10 protein-coding genes are annotated in these 13,857 nt (G+C 64.9%); 5 read left to right on the top strand and 5 right to left on the bottom strand.

Features of this window, described 5'->3' with window-relative positions; translation table 11 throughout:
- Positions 1-16 precede the first annotated feature (16 nt).
- The 3 genes from LB553_RS22350 to LB553_RS22360 form a co-directional block, all read right to left on the bottom strand.
- Positions 17-1,489: an MATE family efflux transporter gene (locus LB553_RS22350; RefSeq protein WP_224516468.1), complete on the bottom strand. Its 1,473-nt coding sequence runs from the start codon at positions 1,487-1,489 to the stop codon at positions 17-19.
- Positions 1,490-1,608: 119 nt separating this feature from the next.
- Positions 1,609-3,033: an esterase-like activity of phytase family protein gene (locus LB553_RS22355; RefSeq protein WP_224516478.1), complete on the bottom strand. Its 1,425-nt coding sequence runs from the start codon at positions 3,031-3,033 to the stop codon at positions 1,609-1,611.
- Between the two features lie 331 nt (positions 3,034-3,364).
- A complete protein-coding gene (locus LB553_RS22360) occupies positions 3,365-4,390 on the bottom strand; it encodes a LacI family DNA-binding transcriptional regulator (RefSeq protein ID WP_224516469.1) in 1,026 nt (341 codons plus the stop codon).
- A 198-nt stretch (positions 4,391-4,588) separates the two neighbouring features.
- Here LB553_RS22360 and LB553_RS22365 point away from each other — a divergent pair, with 198 nt between their 5' ends.
- The 5 genes from LB553_RS22365 (at position 4,589) to LB553_RS22385 (ending at position 9,566) form a co-directional block, all read left to right on the top strand.
- Entirely contained in the window at positions 4,589-5,620 is a 1,032-nt protein-coding gene (locus tag LB553_RS22365) for a Gfo/Idh/MocA family protein (protein WP_224516470.1), read from the top strand.
- Positions 5,617-6,525, top strand: coding sequence for a sugar phosphate isomerase/epimerase family protein (locus LB553_RS22370; RefSeq protein ID WP_224516471.1), 909 nt, complete (start codon positions 5,617-5,619; stop codon positions 6,523-6,525). The genes LB553_RS22365 and LB553_RS22370 overlap by 4 nt, the downstream gene beginning before the upstream one ends.
- Before the next feature lie 104 nt (positions 6,526-6,629).
- Entirely contained in the window at positions 6,630-7,643 is a 1,014-nt protein-coding gene (locus LB553_RS22375) for a substrate-binding domain-containing protein (RefSeq protein ID WP_224516472.1), read from the top strand.
- A 76-nt stretch (positions 7,644-7,719) separates the two neighbouring features.
- Positions 7,720-8,511 carry an ATP-binding cassette domain-containing protein gene (locus tag LB553_RS22380; protein ID WP_224516473.1) on the top strand — a complete coding sequence of 264 codons (792 nt, stop codon included), beginning with the start codon at positions 7,720-7,722 and terminating at the stop codon, positions 8,509-8,511.
- A complete protein-coding gene (locus LB553_RS22385; RefSeq protein WP_224516474.1) occupies positions 8,508-9,566 on the top strand; it encodes an ABC transporter permease in 1,059 nt (352 codons plus the stop codon). Before LB553_RS22380 ends, LB553_RS22385 begins: the two co-directional genes overlap by 4 nt.
- Positions 9,567-9,571: 5 nt before the next feature.
- On the opposite strand, the gene LB553_RS22390 is transcribed toward LB553_RS22385, so the two are convergent.
- Both LB553_RS22390 and LB553_RS22395 read right to left on the bottom strand, forming a co-directional pair.
- A complete protein-coding gene (locus LB553_RS22390) occupies positions 9,572-12,211 on the bottom strand; it encodes an ATP-dependent helicase (protein WP_224516475.1) in 2,640 nt (879 codons plus the stop codon).
- 55 nt (positions 12,212-12,266) lie between these two features.
- Positions 12,267-13,634, bottom strand: a complete 1,368-nt coding sequence (locus tag LB553_RS22395; protein WP_224516476.1) for a flavin-containing monooxygenase — start codon at positions 13,632-13,634, stop codon at positions 12,267-12,269.
- Between the last annotated feature and the right edge of the window lie 223 nt (positions 13,635-13,857).

Here is a 13,857-nt window from a genome sequence, read left to right on the forward strand (position 1 = left end):
CCCGTCCTCGCGGATTTCAGCTGTTCGGCGTCTCCGCCAGGAGCTGCGCGCGCTGGCGGGGCACGCCGAGGCCGGTGTCGGGCGGCTCGCCGGCCGCCGGCCGGTCCTCGATCATATGCATCGTGCGCCAGCGGCCGAAACGATAATAAGCGGCGGCGAGCACCAGCGAGGCGATCGAGCCCGCCGGAAAGCTCCACCACAGCGCCTCCTGGCCGATGACGCTGCGCATGGAATAGGCAAAGCCGGTACGAATGATCAACACCGAGATGATCAGGATGATGAGCGGCGGCATGACGGCGCCGGTGGCGCGCACCGTGGCGAAGAGCACGATCGTGATGCCGAACAGGATGAACGACCAGGAGGCCACCCTGTTGATATGGGCGGCAATATCGATCGCGGTGCTGTCGTTGCTGAGGAAAAGGCTGAGCACAGCGCGGTCGAAGACGAAAAGCAGCGCCACCAGCGCGCCGGTCAGCACCAGGTTGAAGCCGACGCCTGAGGCCGCGACCTTGCCGATGCGGTCCCAGCGCCCGGCGCCGACATTCTGGGCGGCCATCGAGGAGACGGCGGCGCCGATCGCGAGAGCCGGCATCTGGATATAGGTCCAGAGCTGCGCGGCGATGCCGTAAGCGGCGGCAACCTGCGATCCATAGGAGTTGACGATGCCCATCACGGTGAGCGCGGCGGCCGAGATGACGATCATCTGCAGGCCCATCGGGATGCCCTTGAAGACGACGATGCGCAGCAGCGCCGGATCGGGCCGAAGCAAGGCGAGGTCGCTGCCCGCCAGCCGCAGCGGGTGTTTGCGCACATAAAGCACGATCAGGATGGCGATGACGCTCACGGTCTGGCCTATCAGCGTCGATGTCGCCGAGCCGGCGATGCCGAGCTCGGGGAAGGGGCCGATGCCGCGGATCAGCAGTGGATTGAGCACGACGTCGAGCACGACCGCCAGCGCCATGAAGACGAACGGGGTTCGCGAGTCGCCGGCGCCGCGCAGCACGGTCATGACGAAGGACAAGAGGTTCATCATCGGCACGGCGACGAAGATGATGCGTAAGTAGGCGCGCGCCAAAGGCAAGGCATCGGCCGGCGTGCCGAGGCCGGTGAGAATGGCGTCGACTGAGATCCAGCCGCAGACGGCGAACACCACCGAGACGAGGAAGAAGAAGGTGGCGCTGGTGCCGACGATGCGCTTCGCCTCGGGCAGGTCGCGGGCGCCGACGGATTGCGCCACCAGGATGGTCGCCGCCATGCCGATACCGAAGACGGTGCCGAGGATGAGGAACAGCACCAGATTGGCGTTGGAGGTCGCCGTCAGCGCCGCCTCGCCGAGGAAGCGGCCGACCCAGACCGCGTTGATCGAGCCGTTGAGCGACTGCAGCACGTTGGAGCCCAGCACGGGCAAGGCGAACAAAAGCAGCGTGCGCGGGATAGGGCCGCTGGTCAGGTCGTGAGTCCGCCGGCGGGCGGGCTTTTCGTCATCCATGGCAGCACCGAGAATGAATCAGGCCCGCGATGCTATCGCAGGCCTGATGCTCATGCATCCCTTCCGCGTGGACCAGATGCCAGAGGCATCCGCCCAGAGCGGAACTAGTTAGGGCAGAACTAGTTCGCGGCGAGGCTGTTCCCAGACAATCCGGGCAGGGTGACCTGATAGACCAGGAACATGGTGTCGACATCGGCGCCGTTCTCGGCCTTGTACGAAGCGCCGACCTGGAACCCGTCCTGGGTCAGGAAATCGTTGTCATTGGCGACGAACAGGAAATAGTCGTCGGGCAGCTTCGGATCGAGCACGGAGACCAGCGACATCGCTTCCCACTTCTCCGACAGGTTGTCCTTGTCGTTCGGCGCGCCATTGTGCAGGCCGAAGCGGCCAAGCTCGCCCTCGTCGTTGATATCGATGAACGGCGTCAGCTTGGCAGGCGTCACCGATGCATCGAGCACCCCCTTCGGCGCGACCGGCTTGTCGGCGGCGTCAAACGGGCCGTTGGCGATGTCGGTAGCTGCGGAGAGATCGACGATCTCGATCTTGCGGTAGAGCGACTCATCGCCCTTGAGTCCTTGGCCGTTGCCTGAGTCGCGCGCCAGCATCAGGAAGCTCTTGTCGGACAGCGCGACGATCTCGCTCTGCGCGGCCACCTTGGTCTTGCCTTTGGCATCCTTGAAGACCGGCAGCGGCACGACATATTCATGCGCCAGCTTGAGATGGGCGAGATCTGAGGCGTCATAGATCAGCGCGCGGATGTTCTGGCGGGTCGAACCGGAATCGCCGCCGTCCTGGCGGGGCGCCGACTGCAGCACGGCAATCAAGAACTTGCCGTCCGGCGTCATCGACATGCCTTCGAGGCCCTGGTTGTTCTGGCGGCCGGTCTCGGGATCCTTCGGATCGGGCTCGGCGGCGCCCGGGCCGGGGTTGTCGGAAGCGAAGTTCGGCTTGCCGTGGCGCATCGGCACCAGCGCCGCGGGCGGCTGGGTCGCCGACATCAGCCGGCCTTCGGCCGAGAAGCGGTAGATGTTGGGACCATATTCGTCGGAGATGAACATCGTGCCATCGGGCAGACGCACGATCGCCTCGTCGTCCAGCGCCAGCTTGCCGTTTTCGGCCTGCGGCAGGATCGGCATATCGCCGGCGGCCTCGCGCACGCCGTTCAGCGGATCGAGGCCGGTGGCATCGGCGCCCTTGTCGTCGGTCAAGAGCATGGTGTCGGCGAGCGTCGCCTTGACGCCGGTCTGTTCCTGTCCGGCGGCGGGCGCCGCCCCGGGAGCGGTCGGGGCCAGCTCGATCGAGATGGTGTTGATACGCGGGCGATAGTCGGCGGTGCCGACGACATTATAGCCGCGATCCGGCAGCAGCCAGAGCGAGCCCTTGTAGCCCGCGCCGTCGCGTACCCAACTTTTGGTGTCGATCGCCATGCCGGACCCCGAACCGAAAGTCTCGCCGAACTTGTCCCTCTGGTTGGCCGGAATGCGGCCGACGCCGACGAGCCCCTTGTTGACATAGGCGACGCCGTCGGCGAGCGCCGGCGTCATGGCGGTGAACAGGGCAAGCGCCGCGCCGAGCGCGACGGTTCGGTTGAGGTGTTTCATCGATATCCCCTTCTAGACGAGCAGAGCGGCCGTTGGCTCAAAAGGGCACGGCATCGACGATGCGGCCAGCCCTAGCCGTCGAGCGGTCTAGGACGTGAACGTGATGGTTGCATGACAGCTTCCTTCTCCCCTCGTGGAGAAGGTGGATCGGCGCGTAGCGCCGAGACGATGAGGCGTGCTCCAGCGGAGTGAGACGCTGGTGCCGTCTGGAACACCTCTCATCCGTCGCCTTCGGCGACACCTTCTCCCACAGGGGGAGAAGGGAAAGGGGTGCTCAATCGCTCTCTCTTGCAATCAGCTCCAGCGGCCAAACCTCGTGGATGATGCGTGTGCCTTCGGGACCGGCGAAGGCGGGAAGCGAGGCGAGCAGCATCTCGGCCAGCCTCCGGCCCATCGGCTCCAGCGATGGACGGAAGGCCGTCAGCGCCGGCGAGAAATAGCGGCAGAGCGGCGTGTCGACGATAACGGTTACGGCGATGTCGTGGCCGGGCCGGATGCCCATCTCGGCCAGCGCCTTGCAGCCGCCGAGCGCCATGGCGTCGTTGTTGAAGATGATGGCGGTCGGCCTGTCCTTCGCCAGCATTACGCGCGGCGTCACCTGGTAGCCGCCAGCCTCGTTGATGAAGCCGTCGGCGATCAGGCCGGGGTCAACCTCGATGCCGTGCCGCTTCAGCGCCTTGCGATAGCCGTCGAGGAAGAGATAACCGAAATTGAGATCGAGCGCCGGGCGGATGGCGGCGATGCGGCGGTGGCCGCGCGCCAGCAGCCGGTCGACCGCATCGCTGCCCGCCTTCTCGAAATCGAGATCGAGGGAAGGGTAGGAGCTGCCGCCCGAGCGGCTGCGGCCGAGCGTGGCGAAGGGAAAGCCTCGCTCGGTCAGGTAGTCGATGCGTTCGTCCTCGCGGCGCGTCCAGGCCAGCACCACCGCGTCGGCGCGGCGGGTCTCGACAACGCGGCGCAGGCGCTCCTGCTGGTAGTCTCCAGGCGCGCCCATCACCACGATCAGGTCGAGCCCGCTTTCGGCGAGCCGCGCCTGCAAGCCGGTCAGGAACGGGATGAAGAAGGGCTCGCCATATTCCTGGTCGCCCGGATGCGGCTGCAGCATGAAGGCGATGGAGCGGGTGGCGCCTTGCCGGAGGCTTCGGCCGGACTGGTTTGGCGAATAATTCAGCTCCCTTGCTGCTTCCAGCACGCGCTGGCGTGTGTCGGCATTGACGTCGGCGCGGCCGTTCAGCGCCCGCGACACGGTGCCGATCGAGATGTTCAGGTGACGCGCAAGGTCGTGGATGCTGGACGCCAAGGACGATTCTCCCCCTGCCTTGGCTAGCACCGGCTGCCGCTCAGGCCAAGGCTTCGGGATAATTTTCGATAAGCAGCCGATTGACATTCTACGCCATCGGGTGTGTTCTCGTAAACGTTTACGGAAATCCGTTTACGGGTGATGCCGTGGATGCCGTGACACTCGGCCTGGAGGGGCCGAGCCGAGGAGGAGCGCTGGATGATGAAGGTCGTCCTGGTCGGGTGCGGAGCCATGAGCAAGCACTGGCTCGATGCCGCAAGGCGGGTCGACGGGCTTGCCATTGCCGGCCTCGTCGATCTCGATGCCGACCGGGCGCAAGCGAGGGCGCGCGAGTACGGGCTCTCCCATGCAGTGATCGGCACCAGCCTCGACGCCGTTCTCGATGAGACGAAGCCCGACGCCGTATTCGATGTCGTGGTCCCGGCAGCCCGCCGCGAGGTCGCGCTTTCGGCCTTCGCCCATCATTGCCATTTGCTCAGCGAAAAGCCGCTGGCCGACAGCCCCGACAATGCGCGCGCCATCGTCGAGGCAGCGCGCCGCGCGGGGCGCATCCACGCAGTCGTCCAGAACCGGCGCTACGTCGTCAATGTCAGGCGCATCAGGCGGTTCCTCGACTCCGGCGCCATCGGCGCGCCGACCAGCATCCATGCCGATTTCTTCGTCGCGCCGCATTTCGGCGGCTTTCGCGAGGAGATGCGCCACGTGCTGCTGCTCGATATGGCGATCCACACCTTCGATGCCGCTCGCTACATGGTCGCCGGCGAACCGGCCAGCGTCTACTGCCAGGAATGGGAGCCGGCCAATTCCTGGTACCGCCAGGGCTCATCGGCGAGCGCCGTCTTCGATCTCGGCGGCGGCAAGGTGTTCACCTATGCCGGCTCCTGGTGCGCGGATGGTTTTCGCACCAGCTGGGAAGGCAGCTGGCGCATCGTCGCCGAGCGCGGCAGCGTGCTGTGGGACGGCCATGAGGGGCTCCAGGCGGAAGTGGTTGCGTCCGGCCGCGACGGTATCATCGACAAGACGATGCCGATCGAAGTGCCGCCGCTTGATCCGACCGACCGCGTCGACGGCCATTTTGGCATTATCCAGGATTTCATGCACGCGATCGAGACCGGCACCGAGCCGGAGACGCGCGGCGCCGACAACATCAAAAGCCTGGCCATGGTCTTCGGCGCGATCGAGAGCGCGGAGAGCGGGCGGCGCGTGACAATCGCCAAGGAAGCACAATGATGGCAAACCCGCTTCTCGACATCAGGATCGGCACCATGGTGCGGGCCAATCTCGACGACCCGGCCGCCTATGTCAGGCAGATCCTGCCGCTCGGATTCGAGAGCATCCAGCCCTTCTTCTGGCAGACATTGGGCGGCAAGGACCTGAAGCGCCTGGCCGGCGAAATCCGCGAAGCGATCGGCGATGCCGACGTCACCGTGTCGTCGATCGGCGTGTTCGGCAATCCGCTGGAAGGCGGCGAGGTCGATCGCGGCGTGCTCGCGGCCTGGGAGACGGTGATCGACAATGCGCATTTGTTCGGGACGTCCATTGTCAGCGGCTTCACCGGCCGCATCCGCGGCAAGAAGCTGACCGACAGCCTGCCGCGCTTCCGCGAGGTGTGGGGGCCGCTGGCCAAGCGTGCCGCAGATAAGGGCGTGCGCATCGCCTTCGAGAATTGCGCGATGGACGGCAACTGGGCGAGCGGCGACTGGAATATCGCCCACAATCCTGATGCCTGGGAGCTGATGTTCAACGAGTTGCCGGACGACAACCTCGGCCTCGAATGGGAACCTTGCCACCAGCTCGTTTATCTCATCGACCCGATACCGCAGATCCGCAAATGGGCGCCGCGCATCTTCCATGTCCACGGCAAGGACGCGACGGTGCGCTGGGACGTCATCCGCGAGCATGGCGTGTTCGGGCGCCTGCCTTTCGTGCAGATGCGCACGCCGGGCTTCGGCGACAGCGACTGGACGCGGGTGATCAGCGAGTTGCGGCTCGCCGGCTACAAGGGCGCCATCGACATCGAGGGCTGGCATGACCCGGTCTATCGCGGCGACCTCGAAATCACCGGACAGGCGCGCGCGCTCGACTATCTGAAGCAATGCCGGGGAGGGTCCAGCTACCTGCCAAATCCGGCTTGATGTGAGGATTGGCCGGCGGGAGGAGCCGGCCAGCACTGCGGCGCGCCGCGCCGAGCCATTGTCGAAAACCCTCCGATGCGAGGGATCAAAAGGGAGGAACGTTCATGAGCATGACGACCAGAAGGACTGTTCTGCGCTCGACCGTCGTGGCGGCCGCCACGGCGCTCTGCGCCTCGATATCCACCTTGCCGGCGCACGCGCTGGACGCGCAATGGTGCAAGGACGTGCACATCCGCTTCTTCGTCGGCGGCGCCGAGGGCGATGCCTTCGGCACCATCGTCTATAATGGCGCCAAGCAGGCGGCTGCCGATCTCGGGCCGAAAGTGGACTACATCTTCTCGCAGTGGGACGTCGAGAAGATGGTGCAGCAATTGCGCGAGGCGGTCGCGGTCAAGCCGCAGGGCATCGCCATGATGGGCCATCCGGGCGATGCCGCGATCATGCCGCTGGCCGAACAGGCACATAAGGACGGCATCAAGATGATGTACCAGAACGTGCCGGTGCCGAAGGTGGTGGCGGCGTTCGGCGGCGGCTATGTCGGCGCGCAGCAGGAGCAGCAGGGCCGCGCGCTCGGCGCCGAGGCGTTCAAGCTCGGCAAGCTCAAGGCGGGCGACAAGGCGATCATGATCGGCCCGTTCGAGAACGAGAACCGCGGCGCGCGCGAGCGCGGCACGGTGGCGGCCCTGAAAGAAGCCGGCGTCGAGGTGATCCAGTTGTCCTCGCCGCCGAGCGGCGAATGGGCTTCCGATCCGAACCTCGCCATTCCGGTGATCACGGCGGCACTGCTCAACCACCCCGACGTCAAGGCGGTCGGCTATCCAGGGGGCCAGATGCTCGGCAATGTCGCGACCTATATGCAGGCGGCGGGCAGGAAGCCGGGCGAGATCTTCAATTTCGGCTTCGACACCAGTCCGCAGATCGTCGAAGGCTTCAAGGGCGGCTGGGTGCAGCTGACGGCCGACCAGCAGCCGTTCCTGCAGGGTTACCTGCCGATCCTCAGCCTCTGCCAGCAAGTGGTGCTGGGGTTGGCGCCGATGAATGTCGACACCGGCGCCGGCTTCGTGACGCCGCAGAACTACGAGATCGTCTCCGAGCTGGCCAAGCAGGCATTGCGTTGACCTCCCAAGCCGCCGGCCGGGATTATTGCCCGGCCGGCGAGATGACCGGCAGACAGTCAATTCCAGCGAGGATCGCATGAGCGAACGCATCATCGAACTGCGCGACATCAAGAAATCCTATGGCCAGGTCTATGCGCTCGGCGGCGTCGATCTCAGCGTCGATCGCGGCGAGGTGGTAGGCCTGATCGGCGACAACGGCGCCGGCAAGTCGACGCTGATCAAGATCCTGTCCGGGGTAGTCAAGCCGACCAGCGGCGATATCCTGGTGCGCGGCAAGCCGGTTAGCGGATGGAGCGCGGCGCGCTCGCGCGACGCCGGCATAGAGACGGTGTTCCAGGACCGGGCGCTGGCCGTACAGCAGACGATCGTGCGCAACATCTTCATGGGCCGCGAGCTCACCAGCTTCATGGGCTGGCTGAAGGTCAATAAGGAGATCGAGGAGGCGAGCCGACTGATGCGCGAGATCGGCTTCACCTCGAAAGTGTTCACGCCGCATTCGATCGTCGGCCAGCTTTCGGGCGGCGAGCGCCAGGGCGTGGCGATCGCGCGCGCCATCTACAAGCAGGCGGAACTGATCATCCTCGACGAGCCGACGACGGCGCTGTCGCTGACCGAGACCGCCAAGGTCTTTCACTTCGTGCGCCAGGTGCGGGCGAGCGGCCGCTCGATCCTGTTCATCGGCCACAACATCCACCATGTCTTCGACATCGCCGACCGCTTCGTCGTGCTCGACCGCGGCAAGGTGGCGCTGACGGCCGGCCGCACCGAAATCAAGTCGGCCGAGGACCTCATCAATTTCATGGAAGACGTGGCGCATCCCGGCGGGTTGCCGGGACTGCATGAGGACGCGGAGCAGGGAGCGCAATGAGCAAGGCGATGGAACCCGATCTGCAAACTCCTCTGGGAAGGGCAAGCGGCCAGGTAGCCAAGAAGCCAGCCAAGGAATGGAGCCATCCGTCCAACCACTGGCTGCGCGGCTTCGTCATCGACAACCGCGCAGCGCTTGGCACACTTGCCGTGTTCATCGTCATGATGGCGGTGTTCATCATCGCCAACCCGACCGTCTTCACCACCTGGTATCTCTACAGTTCTGTGCTGACCACGCTTCCCGTCGCGCTGTTCGTGGTGGTGCCGCTGGTCTTCGTCGTCACCTGCGGGGAAATCGACCTGTCATTCCCGGCGACGATGGGCTTCGCTTCCTGGGTCTTCGCGCTGGTGGTGCAGGCCGGCTACGATCCGTTCCTCGGCATTGCGGCGGCGCTCGTTACCGGCACGCTGCTCGGCTTCCTGGTCGGCTCGCTGGTCGTCTATGGCGGCCTGTCGTCACTGATCGCCACGCTCGGCATGAATTTCCTGTTGCGCGGCTTGATCCAGATCATCAACGAAGGCAAGTCGACGGCGCTGACCGGCGTTGCCGACAGCTCGGCCTACAAGATCTTCTCTAGCCAGGTCTGGGGCATCCCCGTGCAGATCTTCTGGGCTATCGCCTTCGTCGTTTTCTCGGCGCTGCTCTACAACCGCCACCGCTTCGGCGCGCAGGTGAAAGTGGTCGGCGACAATCCTGACAGCGCCAGGCAGATGGGCATCGACGTCAAATGGGTTCGGGTGAAAGTGTTCGTCTTCGTCGGGATTGGCGCTGCGATCGCCGGCACCTTCTCGGTGATGATCAATTTCACCTGGTGGCCGACGGCGGGCGACGGCTATCTGTTGCCGGTGCTGGCCTCGGTGTTCGTCGGCGGCACGCCGACCTGGGGCGGCATCGGCACGGTGGTTGGCGGCGCGATCGGCGCGGTCACCGTGTCGTTCATCCAGACCGGGGTTGTCGCGGCGGGCCTGAGCGGCTTCTACGTCCAGTTCTTCAACGGGCTGATCATCATCCTGTCGCTGCTCGGTCATAAGTGGAACCAGGCGCGATACAGGTAAGCCGGTCACACCGGCGCGACAAACCCGTCCAGCACGCGCTTCTGGCCGGCCTTGTCGAAGTCGATGGTGAGCTTGTTGCCGTCGATGGCCGCGATATTGCCGTTGCCGAATTTCTGGTGGAAGACGCGGTCGCCGACATTGAAGGCGGACGGCGTGTCGGCAACGGATTTGGCGACCAGCTCGCCCTCGATGGTGCGGCCCTTCACGCTGGTGCGGCCGGCGCCGTAGCCGCTATCAGTTTCGCCGTAGCCGATACGCTCGACCTGGTGGCCCGAACGCGTGCCCCAGTTGCGGTCGGTCGCCTCGGTGCGGTTCGCCTGCGCCCGCTGCCAGCCGGGCGTGGCATAGGTGTTGGAGAAGCTGTCCTGGTCCTTGGCGCCGATATTGTCGAAGCGCGAAGCGCCGTAGGGGTTCTGCCGACCGCCGCCGCGGCCTGAGGCGAATGAGCCGCCGCCATAGGGATTGCCGTAGCCGCCGTAGCTGTTGCCGCTGTCGGCGATATCGATATGGGTTTCGGGCAATTCGTCGACGAAGCGCGACGGGATCGTCGATTGCCACAGGCCGTGAATCTGGCGGTTAGAGACGAACCAGATGTGCAGGTTCTTCTTGGCGCGCGTCAGGCCGACATAGGCGAGCCGGCGCTCTTCCTCCAGGCCGGAGCGGCCGCCTTCGTCCAGCGCGCGCTGATGCGGAAAAAGGCCTTCCTCCCAGCCGGGCAGGAAGACGGTCTCGAATTCGAGACCCTTGGCCGAATGCAGCGTCATGATCGAGACCGCATCTTGCGACTCGCCCTGCTCGGCCTCCATCACCAGCGCGACATGCTCGAGGAAGGAACGGAGCGATTCATACTCCTCCATGGAGCGGATCAGCTCCTTGAGGTTTTCCAGCCGCCCGGGCGCCTCCGCCGAACGGTCGTTCTTCCACATGTCGGTGTAGCCGCTCTCCTCCAGAATGGTCTCGGCAAGCTCGGTGTGCGGGGTGGTTTCCAGCGCCTTCTGCCAGCGCTCGAAATTGGCCGCGACCTCACGCAATGCGGCGCGCGGCTTCGGCTTCAGCTCGTCGCTTTCGGCAAGCGTCGCGGCCGCTTCCAGCATCGGGATGCGCATGGCGCGCGCCGTGTCATGGATCTGGCGGATGGTGGCTTCGCCCAGCCCGCGCTTCGGCACGTTGACGATGCGCTCGAAGGCGAGGTCGTCTCCGCCATTGGCGACGACGCGGAAGAAGGCAAGCGCGTCGCGGATTTCCAGGCGCTCGTAGAAGCGCGGGCCGCCGATGACGCGGTAGTTCAAGCCCAGCGTGATGAAGCGGTCTTCGAAGGCGCGCATCTGGAAGGAGGCACGCACCAGGATCGCCATTTCGTTGAGATTGTGCTTCTGCCGCTGGTAGGCCTCGATCGCGTCGCCGATGGCCCTGGCCTCTTCCTCCGAGTCCCAGGCGGCGTGGACATGCACCTTATCGTCCTCGGGGTCGTCGCGGTCGGTGAACAGCGTCTTGCCGAAGCGGCCCTCGTTGTGGGCGATGAGGTGGGAGGCAGCGCCCAATATATGCGCGGTGGAGCGATAGTTGCGCTCCAGCCGGATGATGGTGGCGCCCGGGAAATCCTTGTCGAAGCGCAGGATGTTGTCGACCTCGGCGCCGCGCCAGCCATAGATCGATTGGTCGTCGTCGCCGACGCAGCAGATATTGACTTTGTTCTCGCTCACGGCCGCGCGCTCGCTTCGCTCGCTGGCCTCCGCGGGGGCGGCCTGGCCGGCCGACGCCCGGTCGGGCTTGCGGCCTTCGGCCGATGGGCTGCGCCCAGAATTGGGCCGCTGCGCCAGAAGCCGCAGCCACATATACTGCGCGGTGTTGGTGTCCTGGTATTCGTCGACCAGTATGTATTTGAACCTGCGGTGATATTCCTTCAGCACGTCCGGATAGGCGCGGAAGATGCGGATCGGATGGTAGAGCAGGTCGCCGAAGTCGCAGGAATTCAGCGTCTGCAGCCGCTCCTGGTAGGCCTTGTAGAGCTGGCGACCCTTGCCGTTGCCGAAGCTGCGCGCATCGCCTTCCGCGATTTCGTCGGGGCCAAGGCCCTTGTTCTTCCAGTTGTCGAGCATCTGGGCGAACGTCTTGGCCGGCCAGCGCTTGTCGTCCAGCCCTTCGGCCTGGATCAATTGCTTGATCAGCCGCACCACGTCGTCGGTGTCGAGAATGGTGAAATCCGATTTCAGCCCGGCAAGCTCGGCGTGGCGGCGAAGCAGCTTCACGCCGATCGAGTGGAAGGTGCCGAGCCACGGCATGCCCTCGACATTGCCTTCGCCGATCAGAATGCCGATGCGCTGCTTCATCTCGCGCGCGGCCTTGTTGGTGAAGGTGACGGCCAGGATCTGCGAAGGGAAGGCCCTGCCGGTGGCAAGGATGTGGGCAATGCGCGTGGTGAGCACCCGCGTCTTGCCGGTGCCAGCGCCGGCGAGCACCAGAACCGGGCCTTCGGTCGTCTCGACCGCGAGCCGCTGCTCCGGGTTCAGGCCCTTGAGATAATCAGGCACGCTGTTCTGCCCGCTGCGCGCCGCCATGGCGCGCGCGGCTATGCCGGATGGGGCCGCAGCGGGCCGCGCATTCGGTTCGTCGAAAAAAGGCATGTCTTCGGAAAAGCCCGACATCGCCCCCGAATGTAGTGATTCGGGAGCGAAAGACCAGAACTGTCTACGTTTTGTTCTAGCTTTTGGCGATCCGCATCCGCTCGCTTATCGCATCCGCCACGTAACCGGCGTCCCTTTCCGCACCGTGGATCATTGTCGAGGAGGGGGAGTGCTGGAATGGCAGGCCACAGACATAGAGCCCAGGTTCGCCGGTAACGGCCCCGCGATATTGCCCCGGCCGGCCGCTTTCATCAAAAACCGGCAGTTTGATCCAATCCAGTCCGGGCCGGAAGCCGGTGCACCAGATTACGTTCTCGACCTCGAGAGCCTCGCCGGTTTCGAGCACCGGCTTGCCGTCCTTGACGGCGGCGACGCGCGCAACCCGGTTTATCCCGGCCGCGTCCATGTGTTGCGGCTTTACCCGGATCAGGGGCAGGCCATGGACGAGATGTGCTGGCCTTGCCCTGCGCCCGATCGGCGTATCCACCGAAAGCAGACGGTGCAGAAGGACGCGGAAGACGAACGGTATCACCACACGGAGAGCGATGGTGCCGTTGTAGGCCACGGGAATGTGGCCTGGATGCCGGCCGGCCAGCCAGACGCGGTGCGTGCCAGCCAGGTCCATGGCAATCTCCGCACCTGAATTGCTGGCCCCGACCAGAAGTACCCCGCCCGGCCTGAGCTGCGACGGGTTTTGGTAGGCGGACGAGTGGAATTGCCGTATCGCCGGATCAAGCAGCGCGGCGAAATCCGGAAGCTTCGGCTTCTGGTAGCTCGCGGCGGCAATGACGACATGATCGGCGGTGAAACGGCTCGCGCCCGCGGTGACGACATAACGCTCGCCGTGGCGACTAACCTCGTCAACCTTGGTGCCCGTGCGTACCGGCAAGGCGAATTTCTCGGCATAGGCTTCCAGATAATTGGCCATTTCATCCCTGGTCGGAAAGGAATGAGCGGGGGCAGGAAAACGCATGCCCACCAGCCCGTCGAAGCGCGCCGGCGTGAAAAGGCGCAGCGAATCCCATCGCGCGCGCCAAATATCCCCGACGCGCTGGCGAGCTTCCAGGATGACGAACTTTATCCCCTTGCGGGCCAGATAGTAACCGACGGAAAGGCCGCTCTGGCCAGCGCCGACGACGACGACGTCGAAATGCTCCTCTCGCGGCGCGGGACGCTCCTCGCTGTCGATGTTCGCGTCGCCCGGCTGCGTCTGCGCGGTGTCAGCCTGAAGTTTCATGAAGGCTGTCCCGAGTTCGAGCAGCGCACCGGCACGCGCCTTCGTCTGCGCTATGCCGATTGCGCCCGTGCCTTGCGGCTTTGCCTGGTGAATTGAAATCGCTTCCGTTCGTCCGTTCATCTCTGTCTCCATCGGCTTCTTGAGCCATGGGAGAAGAGTAGCGAACCAGCCCGTCGACGCGCTTCGGGGATAGACCCCATGCAGCAAAGGAAAGTGATGGGGATTTCTCCCCATGGCGGCTAGCAGTGCCTAAAGCGCGCCGCGACGAATGGATTCAGGCGACGCTCCAAGTCTTTGTTTCGATACCTGTCGTTGGCTCAAACACTGCGCAATTTGGACGACATGCGTTACAGTAGGTGTTTAGTCCCGGCATTTGCTGGAGCGGATTGAGCCGGAAGTGTTCGGGCTGGGAGGCCCATGCCTTGCAGAT

Source organism: Mesorhizobium sp. CA8 (assembly GCF_020164955.1).
GTDB lineage: Bacteria > Pseudomonadota > Alphaproteobacteria > Rhizobiales > Rhizobiaceae > Mesorhizobium.

Excerpts from the sequence above, each read along its gene's own strand:
- LB553_RS22380 (WP_224516473.1), top strand. The coding sequence starts at position 7,720 with ATGAGCGAACGCATCATCGAACTGCGCGACATCAAGAAATCCTATGGC.
- LB553_RS22355 (WP_224516478.1), bottom strand. The coding sequence starts at position 3,033 with ATGACGCCGGCGCTCGCCGACGGCGTCGCCTATGTCAACAAGGGGCTC.
- LB553_RS22390 (WP_224516475.1), bottom strand. The coding sequence starts at position 12,211 with ATGTCGGGCTTTTCCGAAGACATGCCTTTTTTCGACGAACCGAATGCG.
- LB553_RS22365 (WP_224516470.1), top strand. The coding sequence starts at position 4,589 with ATGATGAAGGTCGTCCTGGTCGGGTGCGGAGCCATGAGCAAGCACTGG.
- LB553_RS22385 (WP_224516474.1), top strand. The coding sequence starts at position 8,508 with ATGAGCAAGGCGATGGAACCCGATCTGCAAACTCCTCTGGGAAGGGCA.
- LB553_RS22370 (WP_224516471.1), top strand. The coding sequence starts at position 5,617 with ATGATGGCAAACCCGCTTCTCGACATCAGGATCGGCACCATGGTGCGG.
- LB553_RS22350 (WP_224516468.1), bottom strand. The coding sequence starts at position 1,489 with ATGGATGACGAAAAGCCCGCCCGCCGGCGGACTCACGACCTGACCAGC.
- LB553_RS22375 (WP_224516472.1), top strand. The coding sequence starts at position 6,630 with ATGAGCATGACGACCAGAAGGACTGTTCTGCGCTCGACCGTCGTGGCG.